Here is a 24,658-nt window from a genome sequence, read left to right as displayed (position 1 = left end):
CCATCATTTCCCGCGCATAAACATTTTATCCAGCTCCGCCAGGCTGATCTGAAACCAGGTCGGCCGGCCGTGGTTGCACTGGTTGGCGCGTTCAGTGGTTTCCATATCGCGCAGCAACGCGTTCATTTCGGTAATGCTCAATTGACGATTGGCGCGTACGGCGCTGTGACAGGCGAGCGTGCCGAGCAGCGCATTGCGTTGCTCGGTGAGCACACGACTGGCGCCGGATTCACGCAATTCGTGCAGCAAATCCCGGGCGAGCTGTGCCGGATCGGCATTCTGCAGCAGTTGCGGTACGGCGCGTATGGCCAGGCTGGTGGGTGAGAGCGGGGCGATTTCAAAGCCCATTGCCGCCAAGGTGTCTACGTGTTCGGTGGCGGCAGCTACATCGAGTGCATCTGCTGTGATCGCCACCGGAATGAGTAACGGCTGGCTGGCGATGGCCTGATGATCCAGCGCGGTTTTAAGCCGCTCATACATGATGCGTTCGTGTGCTGCGTGCATGTCTACCAGCACTAACCCCGTCTGATTTTGCGCCAGAATATAAATCCCGTGAACTTGACCGATGGCATAGCCTAAGGGGTGTGCTGGTGCATCAATTGCGTCGCCTGTTGGTGTGGCAGGCGCGCTTTGCAGCGGTGCTATGTCGCGTGTCATCAGGTCATAAAACCCGGCAGGCTGTGCCACGCCTAATGGCATGCTGGCCTGATAGGACGGGCTGTAAGTCGGGCGTACGTTATAGGCGGGTTGTGTTGGTGCCGAGTTGCCGAAGGTGTTGGTGGGTGGTGTTGCATAGTGCTGTTCACCGCTCAGTTGCGCATGTGCAGCCGGATTGTCGCCAGCACGACCGGCCAGGGCTTTGTTGATGGCATGGTATAAAAACTGATGCACGGCACGGCTGTCGCGAAAACGCACTTCGGTTTTGGCCGGATGCACGTTGACATCCACCGTGGCCGGGTCGAGGGTAAGAAACAGGCAATAAGCCGGATGGCGGTCATTGTGCAACACGTCGCGATAAGCCTGACGCAAGGCGTGCGCCAGCAGTTTGTCGCGCACATAACGGCCATTGACGAACACATATTGCGCATCGCGGTTGGCGCGTGAGTAAGCTGGTAGGGCGCTCATGCCGTGCAGGCTGAGGCCGGCGGCGATCTCGGCAATATCGACGGCGGCGTGAGTGAAATCTGCGCCCAGCACGGCTGCGATACGCTCGGCCATGCTGTGCGCGCGCCAGTGCTGCACGGCACGGTCATTGTGATGCAGGCTGAAAGTGACATCCGGTCGGGCCAGTGCAATGCGCCGGAACGTCTCGTCACAATGAGCGTATTCGGTAGCGGCAGATTTGAGGAATTTACGGCGTGCCGGGGTGTTGAAAAACATGTCACGCACTTCGATGGTGGTGCCGGCAGCCAGTGCGGTGGGCTGCAATTCACCGGGCGTTGCGCCGTCAGCGCGAATCTCGAACGCATGCGCTGCCGCCTGGGTACGGCTGGCCAGACGCACGCGCGCGACCGAGGCGATGCTGGCCAGAGCTTCACCGCGAAAACCCAGGCTGGCGACACGCTCCAGGTCTTCCAGGCTGGTGATCTTGCTGGTGGCGTGGCGTGCCAGCGCGAGGTTCAATTGTGTCTGGTTAATACCTACGCCGTTATCCGCTACGCGTATTAGTTGCGTACCGCCTAATTCCAGATGTACACGAATTTCGGTTGCGCCGGCATCCAGACTGTTTTCCAGTAATTCCTTCAGTGCTGAAGCAGGTCGCTCCACGACTTCGCCAGCAGCAATCTGGCTAATGAGTAAATCGGGGAGGAACTGGATGGTGGGCATGGTGAACAGGGGAAGGTTTGCCTAGTTAGGGATGGTCTAGTGTGAGTTGATTAAGCGCATTCCTGCATATTTTGCAGCACCTTTATCAAAAGTAACGGTGTACTCACATTGAGCTGAATGTGCCAAGCGTTCAATCAGGCAATCGGCAAAATCAGCTTTGGAATGGGTGAAAACCCGCAACGCCTGATATACCACATCCGCTTGCTCAATCAGGATTTCTTTGGTTTTAAGCAGGGCATCTAGTGCGGCGATGATCTCATTCCTGTTTGCGCCATAACTACCTTGTAATACCCAGACTAACTCAATGATGGAGATGAGTGTGATAAATCCGGGTTGTGTGGTGGATAAGGCTTCAATTAAGGCTGTGGCCTGTGCTGATTGTGTTTCATCGTCTTGGGTGATGTAACGGACGATGACGTTGGTGTCCAGTCCTATCATTTTTCACCAGCGCCATATTGCGCGATCACAGCATTCATTTGTTCGATAGAGACGGCTTGTTCCGGTTTGCGGATCAAGCCCTTTAATGCGGTGACAGGTGATGTGGCGGCAATAATGGCGAACTGGCCATTGTCTACTTCGACAAATTCGATTCTGTCACCGGTGTGCAACCCGAGTGCGTTGCGAACTGTGGCGGGAATGGTGATTTGTCCTTTGGATGTAATTGTCGCTGTGGTCATTTTGCGCCAAGGTTCAAGAATGTATTATCCTTACTTTAAAGTAAGGATAATGGTTTGGCAAGTATTTTAATCTTTGTTGATGCGATGTTAGCTGCTATTCCCGTATCGCCAATTTGGATCTGGCGGTTGCCGGGTTGCTGGCAAAGTAACGTTTGATGCCATCCACGATAGCGCTGGCCAGTTTGTCCTGATAAGCGTCATCGGCAAGCCGTTTTTCTTCTTCCGGATTGGAGATAAATGCCGTTTCCACCAGGATGGACGGAATGTCAGGGGCTTTTAATACAGCAAAGCCGGCTTGTTCCACTTCACCCTTGTGCAGGCGATTTATGCCGGAAAGCTGAGTAAGCACAGAGCTGGCGAGGCGGCGGCTGTCGTTGTTGGTCGCGGTTTGCGACAGGTCGATCAGCGTCTTTGCCAGATTTTTGTCTTTGACGCCGACATTGACGCCACCGACCAGATCGGCATCGTTTTCCGATTTCGCCAGCCAGCGTGCAGCGGCGCTGGTGGCGCCGTGTTCGGACAGGGTAAAGACGCTGGAACCACGTGCTTCGGGGCTGACAAAGGCATCGGCATGGATGGATACGAACAGGTCGGCATTGAGGCGGCGGGCTTTGTTAACGCGCTCAGCCAGCGGAATGAAAAAATCGCTATCACGGGTCAGCACTGCACGCATGTTGTCGATATTGTCGATCTTGGCTTTGACGCGTTTGGCCACAGCCAGGGTCACGTTTTTTTCCAGTGTGCCACCAGCGCCGTGAGCACCCGGATCTTCACCACCGTGACCGGCATCAATGGCGACGGTAATTAGCCGGGTGATTTCAAAGGCTGGTTTTTTGCCGGATTTGGCGGGTTTGTCTTTGCTCTGGGTGTTGTCAGTAGCAGGTTCGGCTGATGGTGTGTTGTCGGCCAGGCGCTGGCCCGGTTCTGCCTGAACTGCAGCCGGTTTGTCGGAATTGTCGGTGGTTTTGGTTACTGGTGCATTATCGACAGGCTTGGCCGGATAGACGTCGAGCACCAGCCGGTTGCCGTAATTGCCTACCGGTTTGAGCGTGAACAGGTTGGGTTTGACTTCACCGCGCAAGTCGAGCACCAGACGCAGTACGCCGGGACGATTAATGCCTGCGCGCAGTTTGGCGATCCAGGGGTCATTGGCACCGATTTTACTGGTCAGGTCCTGCATCGCGGCGGTGTTATCCACGCCTTCCAGATCAATGACCAGGCGCTGCGGATTGTTCAGGGTGAATACTTTGTATTCGATGGGAGCGGCGGATTCCAGCGTGAGCCGGCTGTAATCACTGGCCGGCCAGTAGCGCACGTCGCTGATGCTGTTCGCCGCCATGGCGCCCAGCGGGATCAGGCACACCGCCGCAAGGGCGTGACGTAGCGGATTTAGCCAGTTGCGGCGGGTAATTGAGTCAGACATAGTTTACCTCCTTGCGTGACGGCTTCGAGGACCGCGGTGCGGCCTTCGCCATCAGGCGTTAAATACAAGCGTATATCGGGGGTAGGGAGTAATTCGGCAGCTTTTTCAGGCCATTCAACCAGGCACACGCTGTCGCGATTAAAATATTCTCTGAACCCCGCTTCCTCCCATTCTAACGCATCATTGAAGCGATATAAATCAAAGTGATATAACTTTAACCTAGAAACCTCATAAACTTCAACCAAAGTATAGGTCGGGCTTTTGACTTTGCCCTGGTAACCGAGGCCGCGCATGATGCCACGAGAGAGTGTGGTCTTGCCTGCACCGAGGTTGCCATAGAGGTAAATCACCAGGCCAGGCGCCAGCGCGTGGGCAATATCGGCGCCAAGCGCAAGGGTGGCGGATTCGTCGGCAAGGTGCCGGGAATAACGGAGCAGGGTATCATTAGCAGTATGGATCATGATCAACTCGATTTAGTTGTATTGGCGCAACAGATTAAAGTCTGGGGGGCGGAGCTCGGCTTTCACGGCGTGGGTATTACTGACTGCGATCTGGGCGCGGTGGAAACTGAACTGCTAGCCTGGCTAGCGCTAGGCTATCACGGTGAAATGGATTATATGGCAAAACATGGCAGCAAGCGTACCCGCCCTGCCGAATTAGTTCCGGGCACCGTGCGAGTGATCTCGGTGCGCATGGATTATTTGCCCCCAAATACACGCGGTAGCTGGGAGGTCATGGCTGAGCCCGAATTAGCGTATATCTCACGTTATGCGCTAGGACGTGATTACCATAAAGTGATGCGTACGCAACTGCAACGGCTGGCGGAGCGCATTAATCAGGCAGTGGGGACGTTCAACTACCGTGTGTTTACCGATTCGGCGCCGGTGATGGAGGTTGCGCTGGCGAGCAAGGCCGGGCTGGGCTGGCGCGGCAAGCACACTTTGCTGCTCAATCGTGACGCCGGCTCGTGGTTTTTCCTCGGGGAAATCTATACCGACTTACCACTACCGGCAGACCAGCCAGTGAGTGCGCACTGCGGCGATTGCCAAGCCTGCATAGATGTCTGTCCGACGCAGGCGATACTCGCGCCCAATAATCTTGATGCCCGGCGCTGTATTTCCTACCTCACTATCGAACATAGCGGCGCGATTCCTGTTGAACTGCGTCCGCTGATGGGCAATCGCATTTATGGCTGTGATGATTGCCAGTTGGTGTGCCCGTGGAACCGCTTTGCCAAAACTAGCAGCAGCGCCGATTTTAGTGTGCGCAACGGACTGGATAGTCCGCAGCTGGTGGATTTGCTGGCATGGACTGAAGATGAATTCAATCAGCGTTTGCAAGGCAGCGCCATTCGTCGTATCGGCCATGAGCGCTGGTTGCGCAATATTGCCGTGGCACTTGGCAACGCGCCCCCCAGTGCCGGTATAGTAGCAGCGTTAAATCGGCATGCCGATCACCCGTCAGCAATCGTGCGCGAACATGTACAATGGGCGCTTTCGCAACATCAACCTTCAGTCGATTAATTACTATGCAGATTGATCCCAAACAGCCCATAGGCGTATTCGATTCCGGTATCGGCGGCTTGACCGTCGTGCGTGCCCTGATGGAACGCCTGCCGTTTGAAAACATCGTGTATTTCGGTGACACCGCGCGCGTGCCGTATGGTGTGAAATCAGTAGAAACCATCGCGCATTACACTACGCAGATAGCGCAGTTTCTGCTGGAAAAAAACGTCAAATTACTGATTATCGCCTGCAACACCATGGCTGCCGTTGCCGCGCAAACCGTGCGTGATATGTCGCCGGTACCGGTGCTGGATGTTATCGAGGCGGGTGCATTTGCCGCTGTCGCAGCCAGCAAAAGCCACCAGATCGGCGTGATTGGCACGCCCACCACCGTTAACAGCAACACCTATGCTCGCGCCATCCACAGCCTCACTCAGGATGCCCGCATCTATTCGCAAGCCTGTCCGTTATTCGTGCCGCTGGTCGAAGAAGGCTGGCTGGATCACGAAGTCACCCGCCTCACTGCGCAGGAATACCTCAAGCCGGTGATCGCCGAGCATATCGATACTTTGGTGCTGGGTTGTACCCATTACCCGCTGATCAAGCCCTTGCTGCAGGAAGTCATGGGCGAGGGCGTTAAACTGGTCGACTCCGCTGAAGCCATGGCCAACCGTACTGCGGCCCTGCTTACAGAGCTCAATCTGGCCAACACCAGCCATGCCCTGCCGCACTACGAATATTATGTGACCGATGTGCCGGTGAAATTCCAGACCATAGGCGAACGTTTTCTGGGGCGGTCATTGAGTCATTTGCATGTGGTGAAGTGGTGAGATTGGCAGGTAGGGTAAATATGAAAATAAATGGGATTGAACGATTAAAAGGGATGGTATGAAAGCAGTCATTCTAGCGGGAGGTCTCGGTACCCGAATCAGCGAAGAGACATCAACTCGCCCCAAACCCATGATAGAAATCGGCGGCAAGCCGATTTTATGGCACATCATGAAAATGTATTCGGCGCATGGCGTGAATGACTTCATCATCTGCCTCGGCTACAAAGGCTATTTGATCAAGGAGTACTTTGCCAATTATTTTCTGCATACCTCGGATGTGACATTCGATATGCAGAATAATAAGATGGAAGTGCATCAGAACAGTGCCGAGCCGTGGAAAGTTACTCTCGTTGACACTGGCGACGAATCCATGACCGGCGGGCGCCTCAAACGTGTGCGGCATTTTCTGGGTGACGAAGATTTCTGCTTTACCTACGGCGACGGAGTGGGTGACGTAAATATTGCTGAATCTATCGCTTTTCACAAAGCACAAAATACGCTGGCGACGCTAACCGCAGTGCAGCCACCTGGGCGGTTTGGTGCACTCAATCTGGAGCAGCATAAAGTGTGTGGTTTTCAGGAAAAGCCGCAAGGTGACGGCGGCTGGATCAATGGTGGCTTCTTTATTCTGTCCCCCAAGGTGATTGATGAAATCGAAGGCGATCACACCATATGGGAACGTGAACCCATGGAACAGCTTGCCGGAGCTGGGCAACTTTCGGCCTATCTGCATCACGGCTTCTGGCAGCCGATGGATACGCTACGGGATAAAAATTACCTGGAAGAGCTATGGAAAAGCGGTAAAGCACCTTGGAAGGTCTGGCCGTGAATATGAAATTTTGGTCAGGTAAAAAAGTGTTTGTAACCGGACACACTGGTTTTAAAGGTAGCTGGCTGTGTCTGTGGTTGCAAGAGTTGGGTGCGGACGTGACCGGCTATGCTTTACAGCCGCCAACCACCCCCAGTCTGTTTGACGTAGCGCAAGTCGGGCAGGGTATGCATTCCATTATTGGCGATATTCGCGATGGCGCTGCTCTGGCTGGTGCCATGCAGGCGGCTGAGCCAGAGATCGTCATTCATATGGCGGCGCAACCCCTGGTGCGCTATTCCTACATCGAGCCGGTGGAAACCTACTCGACGAACGTGATGGGTACCGTGCATTTACTGGAAGCCGTGCGGAAAACCCCCAGTGTGCGTGCAGTGGTTAACGTCACCAGCGACAAGTGTTACGAAAATAAAGAGTGGATGTGGGGCTATCGCGAAAACGAAGCCATGGGCGGCTATGATCCCTATAGCAGCAGCAAGGGTTGTGCTGAACTGGTGGCTGCGGCTTATCGTAATTCATTTTTTAACCCGGAAAAATACAACGAGCATCATGTTGCATTGGCTTCAGCGCGCGCGGGTAACGTTATCGGCGGTGGCGACTGGGCGGATGATCGTCTGATCCCGGATATCTTGCGCGCAGTCAGCGCAGGGCTGCCAGTGACCATCCGCAATCCGCACGCTATCCGGCCTTGGCAGCACGTACTGGAACCGCTCGCAGGTTATCTGCAACTGGCACAAAAACTATATGAAGAGGGTGTGGCCTATGCCGAAGGCTGGAATTTCGGGCCGAACGATGAAGATGCCAAACCAGTGCAGTGGATAGTCGAGCAGCTAACGCAGCAATGGGGTGAGGGCGCCAGCTGGCAACTGGATCAGGTCGATCATCCGCATGAAGCACACTACCTCAAGCTGGATTGCTCCAAGGCGAAAGCGCGTTTAGACTGGCATCCTCGCTGGTCACTGATGCTGGCATTGGTAAAAATCATCGAGTGGCACAAAGAGGTGGAACATGGCGCAGACATGAGAACCAAAACAATAGCCCAAATCGCAGAATTCACAAGAGGAACGCAATCATGAGCGCAATATTCCGTCAACATCTCATCGCCGATGCAAGTCACACCATCCATCTTGTTCTTCCGCCAGAAATGGGAGATGAAGTTGATGTTATCGTCATTCCACGCTCATCTTCCAAGGGAGGAATACCCCAGGAAAGCCTGGAAATGACTCAATTGATGGATGAAAGTGGCTTTGCAAAAAAAATTCTTAACAGTGTAGAAGAGGATTGCTGGAATGACCTTTGAGATTACGCCAGGCACAATCTACAGCGCCTACTTTCCATTTAGCGACCTCAGCAACAAGAAGAAAAGGCCAGTGTTGGCCTTGTCAGGCAAGGATGAAAACGACGATGTACGCATAGCTTTCATTACCAAGACGCCTGTAGAAGAGGAGCAGGGTTTTGCGCTGGATTTGACTGACTTTGCTGACGAGCCGCTTAAGCATCAAAGTCATGTGCGAATTGACAAGGTATTTAACTTGCACATCAGTCGCATCGAGAAACCTGTTGCACGGTTGAGTGACAAAGGCCATGAGCGCGTGCTGCGCAGGTTGGTGACATTGGATATTCCCAATCTTGCTGCGCTGAAATATCGACACAAGCCCTTTCAGGCGGGTACAAGCGTCATTCCACCCTCCGGCAAGGTAATCGGCGCTGCCGAATTGCAAAATATGGTGGAGGCTTCGCTTGATGGCTGGCTTACTACTGGTCGTTTTAACGATGCCTTCGAAAAGCGCCTGACCGAATTCCTTGGCGTGAAACACGCGCTCACTACCAACTCCGGTTCGTCTGCCAATCTGCTGGCATTCTCTGCGCTTACTTCGCCTAAACTGGGTGAGCGCGCCATTCAGCAGGGTGATGAAGTCATTTCGGTGGCGGCAGGATTTCCGACTACGGTGAACCCTATCCTGCAATTCGGCGCAGTGCCGGTGTTTGTCGACGTGCACCTGCCCACCTACAACATTGATCCGGCCAGCATCGAAGCGGCTATTAGCCCCAAGACCAAGGCTATTATGCTCGCGCATACCCTGGGCAACCCTTACAACCTCGAAGTCATCGTCGCGCTGGCCAAAAAATATAATCTCTGGCTGATCGAAGACTGCTGCGATGCGCTCGGTTCCACCTATAACGGCAAGCTGGTCGGCACCTTCGGCGACATCGGCACACTGAGTTTCTATCCTGCGCATCACATCACCATGGGCGAAGGCGGCGCGGTGTTCACCAATAACGACCAGCTCAAGATGATTATTGAGTCGTTCCGTGACTGGGGCCGCGATTGCTATTGCCCGCCCGGCAAGGACAATACCTGCGGCAAGCGTTTTTGCTGGAAGCTCGGCGATCTGCCAGAAGGTTACGACCACAAATACACTTATTCGCATCTCGGTTACAACCTCAAGATCACCGATATGCAGGCTGCCTGCGCGCTGGCACAGATGGACCGCGTGGAGGAGTTTATCGCCGCGCGTAAAGCCAATTTCGCTTACCTCAAAGCCGGGCTGCGGAGCTGCGAGGAATTCCTGCTGCTGCCGGAAGCAACGCCGAACAGTGAGCCGTCCTGGTTTGGTTTTCCTATAACCATTAAACAAAATGCAGACGCGAACCGTGTGGATCTGCTGAAATATCTGGACCAGAATAAAATCGGAACGCGCTTGCTGTTTGCCGGAAATCTGACTCGCCAGCCGTACATGAAGGGGCAGAAATTCCGCGTCTCCGGCGAGTTGGTCAATACTGATACAGTGATGAATGATACGTTCTGGATTGGCGTCTACCCGGGCTTGAGTAAAGAAATGCTCGATTTCGTGATTGCAAAACTGGAAGCGTTCTTCGGGGTGAATTTCTGAGATGCGTGTTGAGCAAACTGCGATACCTGGCTGCTACCAGCTGATTCCGCTGGTGCGCAAGGATAACCGCGGCTGTTTCGTGAAGACTTTTCATAAAGACGTGTTCGCCAAACATGGTCTGGTTACTGAATTCGCAGAGGAGTATTACTCGATCTCGCATAAGGGCGTGTTGAGAGGGATGCACTTTCAGACTCCGCCGCATGACCATTTCAAATTGGTGTATTGTCTGACGGGAAGGGTGCTGGATGCGATTATCGATCTGCGCGTGGGCTCGCCCACTTATCAGCAATCAGAAACCATTGAATTGAGCGCTGAGCTGGGCAATATGCTCTACATCGCACCCGGTATGGCACATGGCTTTTATGCGCTGACTGACGAAGCCATTATGCAGTACAAGGTCACCACGATTTACGCACCGGAACATGATGGCGGTATCCGCTGGGATAGCGCAGGAATCGCGTGGCCGGATGCCGCTCCTATACTTTCTGCTAGGGACTGTGGTTTCCCGGCACTTGCCGATTTTCAGAGCCCGTTCCGGTTCCAGTCAATGGAGCATGTTTATGGCTGAGCATCGTATCGCGCTGGTGACCGGCGGGACTGGCTTTGTGGGCTCTAACCTGATTCGTAGGTTGGTGAGTGAGGGCTGGGAAACGCATGTCATTGTCCGGCAAGGCTCCGATCTGAGTATGTTCTCGGGTGTCGAGCAGGCAATCCAGGTGCATGTGCACGATGGCTCCACTGAGCAACTGATTGAAATCGTCAAACTCGCATCTCCGCAAGTAGTGTTCCACTTGGCATCGCTATTTCTCGCACAACATACGCCACAGGATGTCGAGCCACTCATACACAGCAACCTGCTGTTCTCGACGCAATTGGTTGAGGCAATGAGCGTAAATGGCGTGCGGCACCTGATTAATACAGGCACCTCCTGGCAGCATTATGAAAATAAGGATTACAGTCCGGTGTGTCTGTATGCCGCAACCAAGCAGGCATTTGAAGCAGTGTTGACGTACTACACTGGAGTGTCGAGTCTTACTGCTATCAGTCTGAAACTCAGTGATACTTACGGCCCAAACGATCCCAGAGCAAAATTATTTACCCTGCTACGTACAACTACGCGCACTGGGGAAACGCTACTCATGTCGCCTGGGGAGCAAATGATAGACCTGGTGTACATCGATGATGTGCTGGATGCTTATCTGCTTGGCGCCGAACGGCTATTGCAGGGCAAAGTTATTCAACATGAGATATATGCTGTCACCTCAGGCAAGCCAATTAAATTACGTGATCTGGTTGAAAGTTACGGTCAGATAATTAACCAGTCTTTGGCTGTTGAATGGGGTGCTCGCGCCTATCGGCCCCGTGAAATCATGCTTCCCTGGAATAAAGGGCAGGTAGTGCCGGGCTGGGCACCCAAAGTTGCACTTGCTGCGGGAATAGCACGGATGGAACAAAATACTCGGTTGCCCGAAGTGGCAACTAATACAGGGGCCAGGAAAACTCATGCCGAAGATTAGTGTTGTTATCCCTACTTATAATCGGGCTGCTTATCTCGATGCGGCCATTGCCAGCGTTCTGGCACAGCGTGGTGCAGATTTCGAAATCATTGTTTCGGACAACTGTTCTCAGGATGATACTACTGCCGTGGTCAGTAAATATCTTGCTGACAACCGTGTGCACTATTACCGGAATGAAGAGAATATAGGCATGGTGCGTAACTGGCGCAAAGCCGTGTTCGAACATGCCAGCGGCGACTGGTTCGTGTTGCTTTCGGATGATGATTATCTGGTTGATCCCGATTATCTGGCTAAAGCCAGTTGCATGATCGAAGCTAATCCGTCGGTGGTAGTGGTGTATGCTGAGGGCTACATGCTGAATGAGAGCACCGGCGATAAAAAGTCGATCGTGCTGCCGTTTGAAGGCGTGGTGAAGGGCGTGGATGTGTTCTTGTCTCGCGGCACAATCAAGCCGCAGGATCTTACCCTGTGCAATATCGTGTTCAATCGGACTATGGCCAAAACATTGAATGCGTTTTCCAATCCGGACAATATTTTCTGTGATTCGGAGTTGTTCTTGAAATTGACATTAATGGGCGATGTCGGCGTGGTTAAGGGTCCCGTATCCGTGTATCGATTTCATCCCGGCAATCTGATGAAATCGGTCAATAAATCACCCGAACTCATTTATGGTAATCTGGATCATCTGGTAGCGCCCTACATGTTTGCCAAAGGACGCGTCCCCCCTGAGCAACTGGCCATCTTCAGAAAAAACACCAAGCTGGATCGGTATGTGGGCAACTCACTACTGCGCTTGGCGCATTTCAGTTGGGATAACTACCGCATTTGTCGGCAGGAAATGGCAGACAAAATTCCGGAAGTGATGAAGACCATCAGTGGTTCGCCACGATATTGGATTAAATTATTATTCGCACGTTTTCGTGGCTAGCATCACCTGGGATCCACAAGCGGAAGAGAATTGCCGGATGGAATTCTCGCAAAAGCTATAATGATGAGAATTGAGTTAAAGTTATCTCTCATGATCATTATGAGGAATTAAATCATCATGCGACTCACGCAAGAGCAGCAAACAGTGATACGTACTGCCAGCCTTGAAACCTTTGGTGAAGGGGTTGGCGTCTGGTTGTTTGGCTCGCGGGTGGATGATGACCAACGGGGAGGCGATATCGATATTCTGCTCGACATTCCCGAACCCGTGGACAACCCGGCACTTCTGGCTGCCCGCTTCTCAGCGAAAGTTAGCCGCCTGATGCATGGCCGTAAAGTGGATGTGTTGCTGTCCGCCCCCAATTTGATGCGCCTGCCTATCCACGATATTGCCTTTAAAGAAGGGCAAAAACTATGACGTTCGACCAGAATAAGCATACTGCCTTGCGACTGCAATTCCTGGCGCGTGTGGTAAGCAAAGAATGTCGGCACCTCATCAGTACAGATCAGCGTCTTTTTGATACACCGTTCAACATTGGGCGTGCCGGGCAACTCGAAACTGATCCCGAATTATCCGAGCGGGTTGAGGCCTTTGTAGGCAGGCTCGGTCGGCTGCAAGATACCATTGGCGACAAACTGCTGCCCACACTTCTGGTGGCGCTGGGCGAAACGCCTGCTGCCGCTATTGATAACCTGAACAGGGCAGAGCATCTGGGGTTGCTGGATTCCGTAGAAGAATGGATGACCTGCGCCAACTAAGAAACCAGATGGTTCACGAATATGTGGAAGACCTGACTGTGCTCACCAGTGCCTTACAAACGGGCCACGACTTTGTGCCTGCTATCATTGCTGTAGCCAACAAATTGCTGGCTGAAATTGAGCGGCGGGGATGGGTGTGACTCAAATTCGACCGGCACAGCCATAAACCGTGCAGAAAAACTGGGTATATTGCAAAATGCAGATCAATGGATAATGGCGAGACTGCTGCGTAATAGCCTGATAACGAATACATAAATACATGACCGACCCAGCCGAATTTGCACAGGCTATCAATCTTGCCAACTCTGAGGTTGCGGAACTGGTAGGTGTCTATAACGCACTTTTGCAATATGCCGCAGACAAGCTCAAATTTAATACTGATTTGCAGCTTCTGCCGCTAGAGCGTGAGAGTGTTCATCGACTTGCCTTGCTGGATACTGTGCCAAGACGCGAATCGGAGTTGCCAGTGATACTGGCCGATAATTCGTGTGGATTATCATGCGAGTTACTGCGATGTGTCTGCGAAAATGGGTGAAGTCCAAATGAGGGAGTAAATGAGGAACTGGAGTGGAAAAAATGAGTAGCTAAATATTGATGATTTTTATAAAAAAGACTATTATCTGATGATATTTTTATAAAAAGAGGTCTTATATGCAGGTTTCGATCCAGGAATTCAAGTCTCATTTATCTCGGTATGTAGGTCAAGCGCAATCGGGGCAGTTGATTGAATTAACTTCTCATCGTAAGGTTGTGGCGCGGATTGTGGGTGTGCCATCTACAGATAATGCGGGTGTGTCCCGCTTGTTGAGCGCAGGCGTCGCAACTTGGCAAGGTGGTAAGCCGGTTGGGGCTGAATTCAGGTTAAAAGCGTGCAGTAAGTCGGTATCCACTTTAGTTATGGAAGATCGTGGATGATTTTGTTCTGCGATACATCAGCATTGGTAAAGCTCTATATCGTTGAGGAGGGGAGCGCAGGGTTGAAAGCACTGTTGCAGGAAGCGGAGGCCGTTGCAGTCTGCCGTATTGCATGGGCAGAGGCTTATGCGGCATTGTCCCGGCGGGCGCGGGAAGTGCCGGAAGATGCATCTTTTATTGAGCAAGCCAAGGTTGCGCTGGCGAATGATTGGCCGCACTTTGTAGTATTAGAAATTGATCAGGCATTGGTTGAGTGCGCTGGGGAATATGCCGATACGTTTGCATTGCGCGGCTATGACAGCATCCAGCTTGCAGCTGCTTCTGAATTGGCTCATATTTCGCAGTCCCCCGTATTTTTTGCTTGCTTTGATATCCGTTTAAACAAGGCAGCCAAGCTGCTAGGCATGCAGAGTTTGTAATTTTACGGTCGAAAAATTGCAGCGTTTTGTGGGTGATTCTTAAATGAGATTAACTTCGTTTGAAATTTCTGCTATCAAGCAAACTGCTCAGACGGTATTCGGGGCGGGGGCAGAGGTGTTTTTATTCGGCAGCAGGGTGGATGATACAAAAAGAGGGGGAGATATCGACTTGTATATCAAACCACAATCTGGCAACGATCTCGCGCACAAGATCAAATTTCAGGTTTTGCTTGAGCAGAAAATCGGCGAACAAAAAATTGATGTGGTTTTGGCTACTGATAAAAATAGACTGATAGAGCAACAGGCAATGATTTCGGGTGTGAAACTATGATCAATTTGAGAATGGAAAAACTGATTGCCGAGTGTGATAAGCATTTGGCAAGAATCAATCATGCCTATGCAAAAATGGCTGTGTTTATGCCATTGGATGCAGCCAAGTATCGAGTTTTAGGCGATGATGAAGTCGAGCACATTGATCAATTTCTATTCCGATTTGCAAAGTTACAAGATGCCATGGGTGAAAAATTATTTGTCCTTCTGCTTGAGTTTTTGCAAGAAGAAAATCCGAAAAACAAACCTTTTATCGATGTCTTGAACAGACTGGAACAGCTGGCTTTGCTGGAAGACAAAAATGTTTGGCTGGAATTGCGGAAAATCCGAAACAATATCGCTCATCAGTATGAAGATGAACCGCAACAAGCGGCTGATGCACTCAACGCAATTTATGCGGCTAAATCAAATCTGGAAAAAATTTACACCTCGCTGAGGACCGGCTATATTGGCTTTCGGGATAAAAAATAGGCATCGTTCACAAAAGCGAAAATGCGTGCGCATGAATGCCTGAGGCTGTAAATAACCGAGTGTAAACACTTTCTCGATATCCCTATCCAGGCAGTTTTCAAAAGCGATCATGAACCGACTCATTGTATTGCTCCGACTCCGGGTGGGTATTGTCCATTTTTGCGATGCCTGTTTTCGTAAAAAAGTAAATTGCAATGCTTGAATTTATCCCGGATAAGTGCTTAAATTCGGCATGTTCAATGGTTGAACGAACGTTTTTAAGGCGTAACAGTTCATATGTTAACTGACGAATACCGCTACAAAATACTTAAGAAACTCGAAGCCGAGCCAGAAGTCAGCCAGCGCGAACTCGCGCGAGAGTTAGGGATTAGCTTGGGTAAGGTAAATTATTGCCTGAATGCATTGATAGAAAAGGGCTTGGTTAAAGCCAATAATTTTCGTCAAAGTGAGAATAAAAAAGGCTATATCTATTTGCTTACCCCAAGTGGCGTTGAAGAAAAAGCGAAAATAACCGTGCAGTTTCTGAAATATAAACTGGCGGAATACGAAGCGATAAAAGCTGAAATACAGCAATTGCAGAACGATATTGAATCCAATGAGAGATTAAAATGAAAAAAGCACTTATCACCGGAGTGACCGGCCAGGATGGAGCCTACCTGGCTGAGTTTTTGTTGGGTAAAGGATATGAGGTACATGGTATCAAGCGCCGTACCTCACTATTTAATACGGGTCGCATCGATCATCTGTTACATGAACCTCAGGACAAAACCAGTCATTTTCACCTGCATCATGGTGACATGACTGATTCCAGTAGCCTACTGAGAATTATTCAGCAAGTGCAGCCGAACGAAATTTATAACCTCGCAGCACAAAGTCATGTCGCAGTAAGTTTTGAAGAGCCGGAATATACAGCGAACTCAGATGCGCTGGGTACGCTACGCATACTTGAAGCGATACGCATACTTGGGCTACAAAAAACTGTCCGGTTTTATCAGGCATCGACTTCGGAGCTTTATGGATTGGTACAGGAAACCCCGCAAAAGGAAACTACACCTTTTTATCCGCGCTCTCCTTATGCGGTAGCTAAGCTCTATGCCTACTGGATTACTGTGAACTACCGGGAAGCTTATGGCATGTATGCGTGCAATGGCATCCTGTTTAACCATGAATCTCCTATACGTGGCGAAACTTTCGTTACCCGAAAAATAACTCGCGCATTAGCTCGAATCAAGCTTGAACTGCAAGATTGTTTGTATCTTGGCAATCTTAATTCCAAGCGCGACTGGGGGCACGCTCGCGATTACATTGAAATGCAATGGCTCATGTTGCAACAAGATCAGCCAGAAGATTTCGTAATTGCAACCGGTGTGCAATACAGCGTACGCGATTTCGTCAATGCGGCGGCAAAAGAGTTGGGCATGGTGATCACCTGGCGTGGCGAAAATGCAGATGAAAAGGGTTACGACGCACAAGGTCGTTGTATCGTTGCAATTGATCCGCGTTATTTCCGCCCCACTGAGGTTGAAACGTTATTGGGTGACGCGACCAAAGCCAAAACCAAGCTTGGTTGGACCCCGCAAACTAGCTTTGATGAACTGGTGGCTGAAATGGTAAGAGAAGATTTAAAGGCCGCTGAGCGCGACGAACTGGTGAAGCGTCACGGTTATTATGCGAATGACAGTCATGAGTAATTTAATGTGAGGCTAGGTCGTAACTTGTTGGCTGGATTGGCGAATTCGATCTGGTCGGCACTGATCGGCTTGGCGGTTGTCCCGCTGTATCTTAAGTATTTAGGCATTGAAGCTTACGGGCTGATCGGCTTTTTTGCGACTACGCAAGCTGTGCTTAGCCTCCTTGATATGGGGTTGGCTCCAACGATTAATCGCGAGGTTGCACGCTGTTCAGCAACTGGCGATTTGAAGCAGGCGGGGAAGTTGCTGCATACGCTAGCTATCGTTTATTGGAGTATGGCGATAGCAATTGCATTATTGGTTATAGCGCTTGCACCATGGATTGCTGAATATTGGCTGCAATCAAAACATCTTACTCAGCAAACTGTAGAGCATGCTGTAATGCTAATGGGCCTAGTCGTAGCGTGCCGTTGGCCAATTGGTTTGTATCAAGGCGCATTGATGGGCGCGCAACGTTTGACGGTATCAAGCAGTGTGAGCATTGTAATGGCAACTTTTGGCAGTTTGGGTGCGGTGGCAGTTCTTGCGTTTGTGTCGCCTACGATTGAAGCGCTCTTTATTTGGCAGGCTGGGGTGGCTCTTGTTTATGCTGCGATCATGCGATTGGCTGCATGGCGGGTCATAGGGCGATTAAAGGTGATTCGGTTCGATGTTGATGAATTGAAGCGTATATGGCGGTTTTCTGCTGGCATGAGCGGTGTTGCCATTTCGGCAGTTATCCTGATGCAATTAGATAAAGTGTTATTGAGCAGAATTCTTAGCTTGGAAGATTTTGGACGGTATGCGCTGGCCGGAGTGGTTGCAAGTGGTTTGTACGTGTTACTTACACCTGCATTTAATGTGATCTATCCGCGTTTATCGGCACTTGTCGTGACCGGGGATACAAAAACGCTGATTAGTTTATATAGGAATGGAACCCGTTTGCTCCTAGCCATATTGTTTCCAATATCGGTAACTGCAGCTGTTTTTTCAAATGAACTGCTCTTTTTATGGACGGGGAACTCATCCTTGGCATCAAGCACAGCGCCGATAGTCTCACTATTTTTGCTTGGTACTGCGCTAAATGGTGCAATGCATTTTCCTTATGCATTGCAATTGGCTTATGGTATGACGCGTTTGCCGCTTATCATCAATGCCATATTAATAATGGTGATGATACCCATGACTATCTTTCTCGCTTTACGGTTTGGTGCGATCGGAGGGGCAATATCGTGGGCGCTACTAAATGGCATATATTTGTTAATTGGTACGTGGCTCACGCACAGAGCATTGCTTAAAGGTGTTGGTTTAAAATGGTTGTTATGGGATGTTGGACTGCCACTTGTCTTGTCATTACTGTTGCTGGGTATCGTTGGTGGTGAAGTTCGTGGGTTGGGCTATTCTCCTTATGCGACGTTATTTATCGGAGGCGGTTTGACATTGATTACTTTCGTATTAATAGTGTTAGTTTCCCCATCTTTAATGTTGATGATTCGAAATCGCTTTATCCAGATAATAAAACTAAACTCAAGCTTTTCTTGAGATGAGAAAATTGAAATAAACTAGAAAGGAAATGCGATGACTATGGAAGTTTTACAAGATAAATTGCAAATAAGCAAAGCGCGTCAAGAATTGGTAAATAAAGGCGCTTCTCTAATTGAATCTCCGCTGCGATCTTTGTTGAGAAAACTTGGGTTAGTGCGCGGCGTGGCAATGGGTGATATGGTAAAAAGCTGGGATGTGCTTGCCACGGTAGATTTTCTTGAAAAAAATGTGCAAAAAAATGATCCGATACTTGATATCGGGTGTTATGCATCAGAGGTGATCGTTGCGTTGCATAAATTGGGATTTTCAAATTTAACAGGTGCAGATCTGAATCCGAACTTACGGAAAATGCCATATCAGAATGATATTCATTATGAAATTACTGATTTCATGCATACCAAATTTGAAGATGCTTCATTTCAAGCAATTACATCAATTTCTGTAATTGAACATGGATTTGATGGGCAGTCTCTTTTGAAGGAAATGTCACGTCTTTTAAAACCCGGAGGCTATTTCATAGCATCGTTCGATTATTGGCCTGAGAAAATTGATACAACGGGAACCAAGTTTTTTGGTATGGACTGGAAAATTTTTTCAAAAAATGAAGTCGTGGATTTTGTAAATGCGGCGGCAGCTTATGGTTTTTCTCCCAATGGGGAGATGAAGTATGACGGCAAAGATAAGCCGATAGATTGCGCGGATAAGCAATATACTTTTGGCTGGTTGGTACTTAAAAAATCTACCTAAATATGAAGGTGCTTTTGATTACTGGATCATACCCACCGATGAAGTGTGGAGTTGGGGCTTATACGCAACGACTGGCGGTAGCGCTTACAGAATACGGTGATATGCAAGTAACCGTACTAACCGATGTTCGCGCTAGTGAAGCGGTAACAGTGAATGGGATTGAGGTGCTGTCAATTGTTAGGGGCTGGGGAATGATCGAATTGTTTCGGATCGCAAGATATATCAAACAATTGAATCCAGATGTTGTCCATATACAATACCCAACGCAAGGTTACTCCGGCAGAATGCCGAGGTTTTTGCCTCTGTTAATGCGCTTGTTAGCTAAGCCCTGTGTACAAACATGGCATGAGCCTGTTCTCGGCTGGTCAGGGGTATTGTTAGCAATCGGATTAAGGGTTCTGGTGACTGTAAGAGAAGATTTCATGGGTAGCATTCCCAAGTTAACTCAAAAAGCGCTTAAACGTACAAAACTGATCTGGATACCCGCAGCATCTTTGTTGCCTACAGCAAAGTTGTCTGATGAGCAGCGATTAAAGTTTCGTCAGTCATATGCTTCAGAGAACGATGTATTGCTGACTTATTATGGTTTTGTGGCACCTCTTAAAGGCATTGAGGCTTTGTTTGAAATCGTCGCTAAAACAAATGCAAGACTATTGATGGCATGCGACTTTCTATCTGACGATGATTATCATAGGTCGTTATTGGATAATATTGCGATTATGGGGATTGCATCACGCATAACTATAATGGGTTTTTTACCAGAAGATCAGTTGGCCTCTATTCTGGCTTCCTCGGATGCGGTTGTGCTTCCTTTTAGGGATGGGGCCGGTGCATGGAATACAAGTATTGATGGGGCTGTTGCTCAGGGTGTATTTGTTTTAAGTACGTCTGTCATTGTTAATGGTTATAACAACGAAAGAAATATCTATTTTGCTAAACCTGGCAATGTAGATGAAATGATTGCCGCAATTCAAAAGTACGCGGGACAGCATATTGCATGCAAGCAACCAATATTAGAATGGCGGAATATTGCAGAACAGCATTTAAACGTTTATAAGCAGTTGGTTTTAATATGATACGGTTATCAATCTGCATCCCAACTTACAATTTTGGGAAATTTATTGGGCAAACGCTGGATAGCATTCTGCTGCAAGCTTCCCCAGAAATTGAGGTCGTCATACTTGATGGCGGTTCAACAGATGAAACATCCGCTGTAGTCCAATCTAAGCAGTTGAATTACCCTCTGTTAAAGTATGTTTATCAAAATTTCCGTGGCGGTATTGATCGTGATATTGAGAAAGTTGTCAGTTTAGCGCAGGGGCAATATTGCTGGTTATTCTCGGCTGATGACATTATGTTGCCAGGTACGATAGATAAGGTGCTTGAGGCTATTAGTTCAAACTACGATGTTTATCTCTGTGAGCATGTTTTGTGTGATTTGGCGATGAAGCCAATTCGTGAATACCCGCCGTTTAAAAATGTGACTCATCCTAAATTGTTTAATCTTGCGGATGTTTTGCAGAAAAAAGATTATTTCCGTTCTGCTAGAACCAGTGAGGCATTCTTTAGTTTCATGTCTAGCCCTATATTCAAGAAAACAGCTTGGGATAGCGCCAGCGTGCCTGAATCTTTTCGCGGTACATGTTGGATAGTTGCTGGACACTTGCTGAGTTTAATCCCCGCCGGGATTACTGTGAAGTATTTGGGTGAGATATTGCTTCACAAACGAGGAGAAAATGATTCGTTTGCTAATCTCGGTATTGTTAATCGTTTTCGGATTGCCATCGAAGCTTTTCAACATATAGCTAACATGGTGTTTGGAGAGCATTCCGAAGAAGCGTTTCACATTCGCCGAGTGCTGCAACAAGATATCCCGTTTCGCGCACTGATAATGGCAAAGTTAATGGCATTCAAAAGCCCGGAAAAAGAAGATATTAATGTGCTTAATCGTATTGTAAAAATTCATTATGCCAACGCAGGTTTTGAAAATAGGATGAAATATGCATTTTATAAAATGGCACCTGTTGTCATGCTTGAAATGGCATATTCAATTAAAAAGTGCATAACCAGATGATTGAATTGCAATTGGTTAATAATGAATTTCCGAAACTGTCGATCTGTATTGCAACATACAACAGAGGGCGATTCATCGGTGAAACACTGGATTCCATTCTCGGGCAGATGGAACCTGGTGTTGAACTTGTGGTTGTTGATGGCGCATCACCAGACTCTACTCCAGAGGTGATGGTGCAATATATGGCACGTTATCCTGAAATTCGTTATTACCGAGAGCAGGAAAACTCAGGGATTGATCGCGACTATGACAAGGCAGTAGGTTATGCGCGGGGCGAATACTGCTGGTTAATGACGGATGATGATTTAATGCATTCTGGCGCGATTTTTCGCGTACTTGAGTCGCTGAATGACAATCATGAACTTGTCGTGGTGAATTCGGAAGTAAGAAATGTGGATTTTTCAACCGTGCTTGAAGAAGGTTTTCTTAAGTTTACTGATGATAGGGTGTACTCGTCGGTAGCTGGGGAAAAGTTTTTCTCGGAAGTGGCAAATTATCTTTCGTTCATTGGTGGCGTTGTGATTAAACGTAGCTTATGGCAAGAGCGTGACCGTTCATCTTATTACGGAACATTGTTTATTCATGTTGGTGTGATTTTTCAGCAACCTCCTATAGTGAGAGCCAAGGTTATAGCTGAGCCGTTAATCATGATTCGCTATGGTAATGCGATGTGGACGCCGCGTGGTTTTGAGATTTGGATGTTTAAATGGCCAGAATTGATTTGGTCTTTCACGGATTTTTCAAATGAGGCCAAAATATCAGTTTGCCCACGTGAACCGTGGCGGCGGGGGCGGCTATTGTTTTTCTATCGGGCTATAGGGGGATACACCATAACCGAGTACCGTCGCCTATTGGCTGCCGGGGCAAATGGTATGTCTCGTGCCGTATTTTTTGGCATTGCAGTTTTCCCAGCGACAATAGCAAATTTTATTGCTGGGCTGTACTGTGTTTTCGTGAATAGAAAGGCTCGTACGGCATTGGATAGTATTTCTCGTAGCCAGCATGCCAGTTGGATGAGCCGGATTTTGGCCAAATTTCTCTGATTATAAATGAATAAGACTGCGCTAATTACTGGGATCACAGGTCAGGATGGCTCGTACTTGGCTGAGTTTTTACTCAGCAAAGGTTATCGTGTTATTGGTGCGATTAGAACAGGGCGGTCTGCAGAAGACCTTCCTCCATTTCTAATGAGTAGTAGTGTGGAACTAGTTGAGTGGAGCATGTTGGAGCAATTCCACATGATGGAGGTGTTGGCAGAATATCGCCCAACCGAAATATATAATTTCGCAGCTTATTCATCAGGTGCGGGTATGTTTGATGACTCTGTTGGGATCGGTGAGGTTAATGGCATTGCAGTTGCTCGTATATTGGAGGCTATTCGTACTGTAGATACACGTATCCGTTTTTGTCAGGCATCAAGCAGCGAACTTTTTGGTGAAGCATTAGAAAGCCCACAGTCGGAAATAACACCATTTCGCCCCCGTACTCCTTATGGCGCAGCAAAGTTATATGCGCATTCAATGATTCGGATTTATCGTCAGCATTATGGTTTGTTTGGGTGTTCTGCGATTTTGTTTAATCATGAAAGCCCCCGTCGTGGATTAGGTTTCGTGACCAGAAAAATTACGCATGAGGCAGTAAAAATCAAGCTGGGTCTGGCCACTGAGCTTCGTCTTGGGAATCTTGATGCTCGTCGGGATTGGGGTTTTGCGGGGGATTACGTACGTGCGATGTGGTTGATGTTACAGCAATTACATGCGGATGATTATGTTGTGGCTACTGGTGAAACGCATTCGGTTCGTGAGTTGTGCGAAATTGCATTTGAACGGCTTGGGTTGGATTATCGTGATTATGTGAAAGAGGATGCTGTTTGGTATCGCCCTGTTGAGGCCGTGCAATTGGTGGGTTGTTCCACAAATGCCAAAAATCAATTGGGCTGGGTGCCTGAAGTAAGGTTTCGTGAGATGGTGAGTATGATGGTGGATGCTGATCTGCAATTACTCACTCAAAATTAATATGAACTGAAAGGGTGTAAAACCGTGTACAAAAAAATAGAAAAGTGCAGAATTTGTGGCAATACACATCTTGAATGCGTGCTCGATTTGGGTGAACAAATGTTAACAGGTGTATTCCCACGTGAGAAAGACGCAAAAGTCACAACCGGTCCGTTGCGGCTGGTCAAATGTACGGGTGACGATGTGTGTGGCTTGCTGCAGATGGAGCACTCATACGATTTAGGTGAGATGTATGGTGAGAACTATGGGTATCGCTCTGGCCTTAATGCAAGCATGGTGACACATCTCAACAATAAGGTGAAAAAAATCCTTGGGCAGGTTGAGTTGGCTGAGGGTGATCTTGTAATTGATATTGGCAGCAATGACAGCACGACGTTGCAAGCGTATCCATCTTCAGGGCCGATTTTGGTAGGTGTAGATCCGACCGGTATCAAGTTCCACAGTTATTATCCTGCACATATTCAATTAATTCCTGATTTCTTTTCTTCTGCGTTAGTGAACGCGCGTTTCCCAAATCAGAAAGCAAAGGTAATTACTTCATTCTCAATGTTCTACGATCTTGAAGATCCGATGAGTTTTATGCAGCAAGTGTATGACGTGCTCGCTGATGATGGTGTTTGGGTATTTGAGCAAAGCTATATGCCAACTATGCTCGATATGAATTCATACGATACAGTTTGTCATGAGCACCTCGAATTTTATGCGTTGCATCAGATTAAATGGATGACAGATCGGGTGGGTTTCAGGATTATTGATGTGGAATTCAATGACATCAATGGTGGCAGTTTTTCGATCATGGTGTCGAAGGCAAATGGTGATGCAAGCATTGCCGCACCAGTGCAAAAGATTCTTGATAGTGAGATTGAAAAGAAATTGGATACGCTTGTCCCATATCAAGCATTTGCTGCACGGGTGGCTCAAACAAAGCGTGATTTATTGAAATTTATTGAAAATGCACACGCAGAGGGTAAAACTGTTGCTGCACTAGGTGCATCAACCAAGGGTAACGTGTTGTTGCAATATTGCGGATTAACCCCAAAAGAGGTTGAGTTTGTAGGTGAGGTAAATGCCGAGAAGTTTGGTTGTTATACACCAGGTACTTGGATACCGATTATTCCGGAAGAAGAATTGTTGGCAAAAAAACCAGATTACCTGATTGTGTTGCCGTGGCATTTTAGAAGATTTTTTGAGAATAATGCAAAGTTTGCTGGCATGCATTTGGTTTTTCCATTGCCGCAGGTTGAAGTGGTATGACACGTTCATGTTTAAACAATGTATTGTGCTTAC

30 protein-coding genes are annotated in these 24,658 nt (G+C 48.7%); 25 read left to right on the top strand and 5 right to left on the bottom strand.

What is annotated here, in order from left to right:
• Positions 1 to 3 precede the first annotated feature (3 nt).
• The 5 genes from mutL to tsaE form a co-directional block, all read right to left on the bottom strand.
• On the bottom strand, positions 4 to 1,827 hold the full coding sequence (mutL, locus tag EJE49_RS09325; RefSeq protein ID WP_124950175.1) for a DNA mismatch repair endonuclease MutL: 1,824 nt from the start codon (positions 1,825 to 1,827) through the stop codon (positions 4 to 6).
• Between the two features lie 36 nt (positions 1,828 to 1,863).
• A complete protein-coding gene (locus EJE49_RS09320; protein WP_124950174.1) occupies positions 1,864 to 2,265 on the bottom strand; it encodes a type II toxin-antitoxin system VapC family toxin in 402 nt (133 codons plus the stop codon).
• Positions 2,262 to 2,504, bottom strand: a complete 243-nt coding sequence (locus tag EJE49_RS09315) for an AbrB/MazE/SpoVT family DNA-binding domain-containing protein (RefSeq protein ID WP_124950173.1) — start codon at positions 2,502 to 2,504, stop codon at positions 2,262 to 2,264. Before EJE49_RS09315 ends, EJE49_RS09320 begins: the two co-directional genes overlap by 4 nt.
• A 94-nt stretch (positions 2,505 to 2,598) precedes the next feature.
• On the bottom strand, positions 2,599 to 3,927 hold the full coding sequence (locus EJE49_RS09310; RefSeq protein ID WP_124950172.1) for an N-acetylmuramoyl-L-alanine amidase: 1,329 nt from the start codon (positions 3,925 to 3,927) through the stop codon (positions 2,599 to 2,601).
• Complete coding sequence (tsaE, locus tag EJE49_RS09305; RefSeq protein WP_124950171.1) at positions 3,894 to 4,388, bottom strand: tRNA (adenosine(37)-N6)-threonylcarbamoyltransferase complex ATPase subunit type 1 TsaE; 495 nt, start codon at positions 4,386 to 4,388, stop codon at positions 3,894 to 3,896. Before tsaE ends, EJE49_RS09310 begins: the two co-directional genes overlap by 34 nt.
• Here tsaE and queG point away from each other — a divergent pair.
• From queG to EJE49_RS09180, 25 genes are all read left to right on the top strand, one after another.
• Positions 4,380 to 5,450 carry a tRNA epoxyqueuosine(34) reductase QueG gene (queG, locus tag EJE49_RS09300; RefSeq protein WP_124950170.1) on the top strand — a complete coding sequence of 357 codons (1,071 nt, stop codon included), beginning with the start codon at positions 4,380 to 4,382 and terminating at the stop codon, positions 5,448 to 5,450. The two genes, tsaE and queG, sit on opposite strands and share 9 nt — an antisense overlap.
• A gap of 5 nt (positions 5,451 to 5,455) precedes the next feature.
• Positions 5,456 to 6,262, top strand: a complete 807-nt coding sequence (gene murI, locus EJE49_RS09295) for a glutamate racemase (RefSeq protein ID WP_124950169.1) — start codon at positions 5,456 to 5,458, stop codon at positions 6,260 to 6,262.
• A gap of 58 nt (positions 6,263 to 6,320) precedes the next feature.
• A complete protein-coding gene (gene rfbF / locus EJE49_RS09290; RefSeq protein WP_124950168.1) occupies positions 6,321 to 7,091 on the top strand; it encodes a glucose-1-phosphate cytidylyltransferase in 771 nt (256 codons plus the stop codon).
• Between the two features lie 2 nt (positions 7,092 to 7,093).
• Entirely contained in the window at positions 7,094 to 8,164 is a 1,071-nt protein-coding gene (rfbG, locus tag EJE49_RS09285; protein WP_189941815.1) for a CDP-glucose 4,6-dehydratase, read from the top strand.
• Positions 8,161 to 8,388: a hypothetical protein gene (locus tag EJE49_RS09280; protein ID WP_124950167.1), complete on the top strand. Its 228-nt coding sequence runs from the start codon at positions 8,161 to 8,163 to the stop codon at positions 8,386 to 8,388. Before rfbG ends, EJE49_RS09280 begins: the two co-directional genes overlap by 4 nt.
• Positions 8,378 to 9,982 carry a lipopolysaccharide biosynthesis protein RfbH gene (rfbH, locus tag EJE49_RS09275; RefSeq protein ID WP_124950166.1) on the top strand — a complete coding sequence of 535 codons (1,605 nt, stop codon included), beginning with the start codon at positions 8,378 to 8,380 and terminating at the stop codon, positions 9,980 to 9,982. Before EJE49_RS09280 ends, rfbH begins: the two co-directional genes overlap by 11 nt.
• 1 nt (position 9,983) lies before the next feature.
• Positions 9,984 to 10,550, top strand: coding sequence for a dTDP-4-dehydrorhamnose 3,5-epimerase family protein (locus EJE49_RS09270; RefSeq protein ID WP_124950165.1), 567 nt, complete (start codon positions 9,984 to 9,986; stop codon positions 10,548 to 10,550).
• Positions 10,543 to 11,499 carry an NAD-dependent epimerase/dehydratase family protein gene (locus EJE49_RS09265; protein ID WP_124950164.1) on the top strand — a complete coding sequence of 319 codons (957 nt, stop codon included), beginning with the start codon at positions 10,543 to 10,545 and terminating at the stop codon, positions 11,497 to 11,499. Before EJE49_RS09270 ends, EJE49_RS09265 begins: the two co-directional genes overlap by 8 nt.
• Complete coding sequence (locus tag EJE49_RS09260; RefSeq protein ID WP_124950163.1) at positions 11,486 to 12,427, top strand: glycosyltransferase family 2 protein; 942 nt, start codon at positions 11,486 to 11,488, stop codon at positions 12,425 to 12,427. Before EJE49_RS09265 ends, EJE49_RS09260 begins: the two co-directional genes overlap by 14 nt.
• Before the next feature lie 117 nt (positions 12,428 to 12,544).
• A complete protein-coding gene (locus EJE49_RS09255) occupies positions 12,545 to 12,844 on the top strand; it encodes a nucleotidyltransferase domain-containing protein (RefSeq protein ID WP_124950162.1) in 300 nt (99 codons plus the stop codon).
• The gene (locus EJE49_RS09250) at positions 12,841 to 13,185 is read left to right on the top strand and encodes a hypothetical protein (RefSeq protein WP_223246893.1); all 345 of its coding nucleotides are present in this window, start codon (positions 12,841 to 12,843) and stop codon (positions 13,183 to 13,185) included. Before EJE49_RS09255 ends, EJE49_RS09250 begins: the two co-directional genes overlap by 4 nt.
• Entirely contained in the window at positions 13,164 to 13,325 is a 162-nt protein-coding gene (locus EJE49_RS14240) for a hypothetical protein (RefSeq protein WP_223246892.1), read from the top strand. Before EJE49_RS09250 ends, EJE49_RS14240 begins: the two co-directional genes overlap by 22 nt.
• Positions 13,326 to 13,444: 119 nt before the next feature.
• Positions 13,445 to 13,720, top strand: a complete 276-nt coding sequence (locus tag EJE49_RS09245; RefSeq protein ID WP_124950161.1) for a hypothetical protein — start codon at positions 13,445 to 13,447, stop codon at positions 13,718 to 13,720.
• A gap of 376 nt (positions 13,721 to 14,096) precedes the next feature.
• Positions 14,097 to 14,519, top strand: coding sequence for a type II toxin-antitoxin system VapC family toxin (locus EJE49_RS09235; RefSeq protein ID WP_124950159.1), 423 nt, complete (start codon positions 14,097 to 14,099; stop codon positions 14,517 to 14,519).
• A 43-nt stretch (positions 14,520 to 14,562) separates the two neighbouring features.
• The gene (locus EJE49_RS09230) at positions 14,563 to 14,850 is read left to right on the top strand and encodes a nucleotidyltransferase domain-containing protein (RefSeq protein WP_124950158.1); all 288 of its coding nucleotides are present in this window, start codon (positions 14,563 to 14,565) and stop codon (positions 14,848 to 14,850) included.
• A gap of 11 nt (positions 14,851 to 14,861) precedes the next feature.
• Entirely contained in the window at positions 14,862 to 15,320 is a 459-nt protein-coding gene (locus tag EJE49_RS09225) for a hypothetical protein (protein ID WP_189941807.1), read from the top strand.
• A 276-nt stretch (positions 15,321 to 15,596) separates the two neighbouring features.
• Positions 15,597 to 15,932 (top strand): MarR family EPS-associated transcriptional regulator, encoded by a 336-nt coding sequence (locus EJE49_RS09220; protein WP_124950156.1) that lies wholly within the window; start codon positions 15,597 to 15,599, stop codon positions 15,930 to 15,932.
• A complete protein-coding gene (gene gmd / locus EJE49_RS09215; RefSeq protein WP_124950155.1) occupies positions 15,929 to 17,011 on the top strand; it encodes a GDP-mannose 4,6-dehydratase in 1,083 nt (360 codons plus the stop codon). The genes EJE49_RS09220 and gmd overlap by 4 nt, the downstream gene beginning before the upstream one ends.
• A gap of 24 nt (positions 17,012 to 17,035) precedes the next feature.
• The gene (locus EJE49_RS09210) at positions 17,036 to 18,532 is read left to right on the top strand and encodes an oligosaccharide flippase family protein (RefSeq protein ID WP_223246891.1); all 1,497 of its coding nucleotides are present in this window, start codon (positions 17,036 to 17,038) and stop codon (positions 18,530 to 18,532) included.
• Between the two features lie 36 nt (positions 18,533 to 18,568).
• Positions 18,569 to 19,282 carry a class I SAM-dependent methyltransferase gene (locus EJE49_RS09205; protein WP_124950153.1) on the top strand — a complete coding sequence of 238 codons (714 nt, stop codon included), beginning with the start codon at positions 18,569 to 18,571 and terminating at the stop codon, positions 19,280 to 19,282.
• A 2-nt stretch (positions 19,283 to 19,284) separates the two neighbouring features.
• Complete coding sequence (locus EJE49_RS09200; RefSeq protein WP_124950152.1) at positions 19,285 to 20,358, top strand: glycosyltransferase; 1,074 nt, start codon at positions 19,285 to 19,287, stop codon at positions 20,356 to 20,358.
• Positions 20,355 to 21,356 carry a glycosyltransferase family 2 protein gene (locus EJE49_RS09195; RefSeq protein ID WP_124950151.1) on the top strand — a complete coding sequence of 334 codons (1,002 nt, stop codon included), beginning with the start codon at positions 20,355 to 20,357 and terminating at the stop codon, positions 21,354 to 21,356. The genes EJE49_RS09200 and EJE49_RS09195 overlap by 4 nt, the downstream gene beginning before the upstream one ends.
• The gene (locus EJE49_RS09190; protein ID WP_124950150.1) at positions 21,353 to 22,399 is read left to right on the top strand and encodes a glycosyltransferase family 2 protein; all 1,047 of its coding nucleotides are present in this window, start codon (positions 21,353 to 21,355) and stop codon (positions 22,397 to 22,399) included. Before EJE49_RS09195 ends, EJE49_RS09190 begins: the two co-directional genes overlap by 4 nt.
• Positions 22,400 to 22,405: 6 nt before the next feature.
• Entirely contained in the window at positions 22,406 to 23,371 is a 966-nt protein-coding gene (locus EJE49_RS09185) for a GDP-mannose 4,6-dehydratase (RefSeq protein WP_124950149.1), read from the top strand.
• A 24-nt stretch (positions 23,372 to 23,395) separates the two neighbouring features.
• On the top strand, positions 23,396 to 24,625 hold the full coding sequence (locus EJE49_RS09180) for a class I SAM-dependent methyltransferase (RefSeq protein WP_124950148.1): 1,230 nt from the start codon (positions 23,396 to 23,398) through the stop codon (positions 24,623 to 24,625).
• Positions 24,626 to 24,658 lie beyond the last annotated feature (33 nt).

The organism is Sulfuriferula thiophila, assembly GCF_003864975.1.
Lineage (GTDB): Bacteria > Pseudomonadota > Gammaproteobacteria > Burkholderiales > Sulfuriferulaceae > Sulfuriferula > Sulfuriferula thiophila.
The sequence above is the reverse complement of the archived record's forward strand: the minus strand, read 5'-3'. Positions and strand labels throughout refer to the sequence as shown.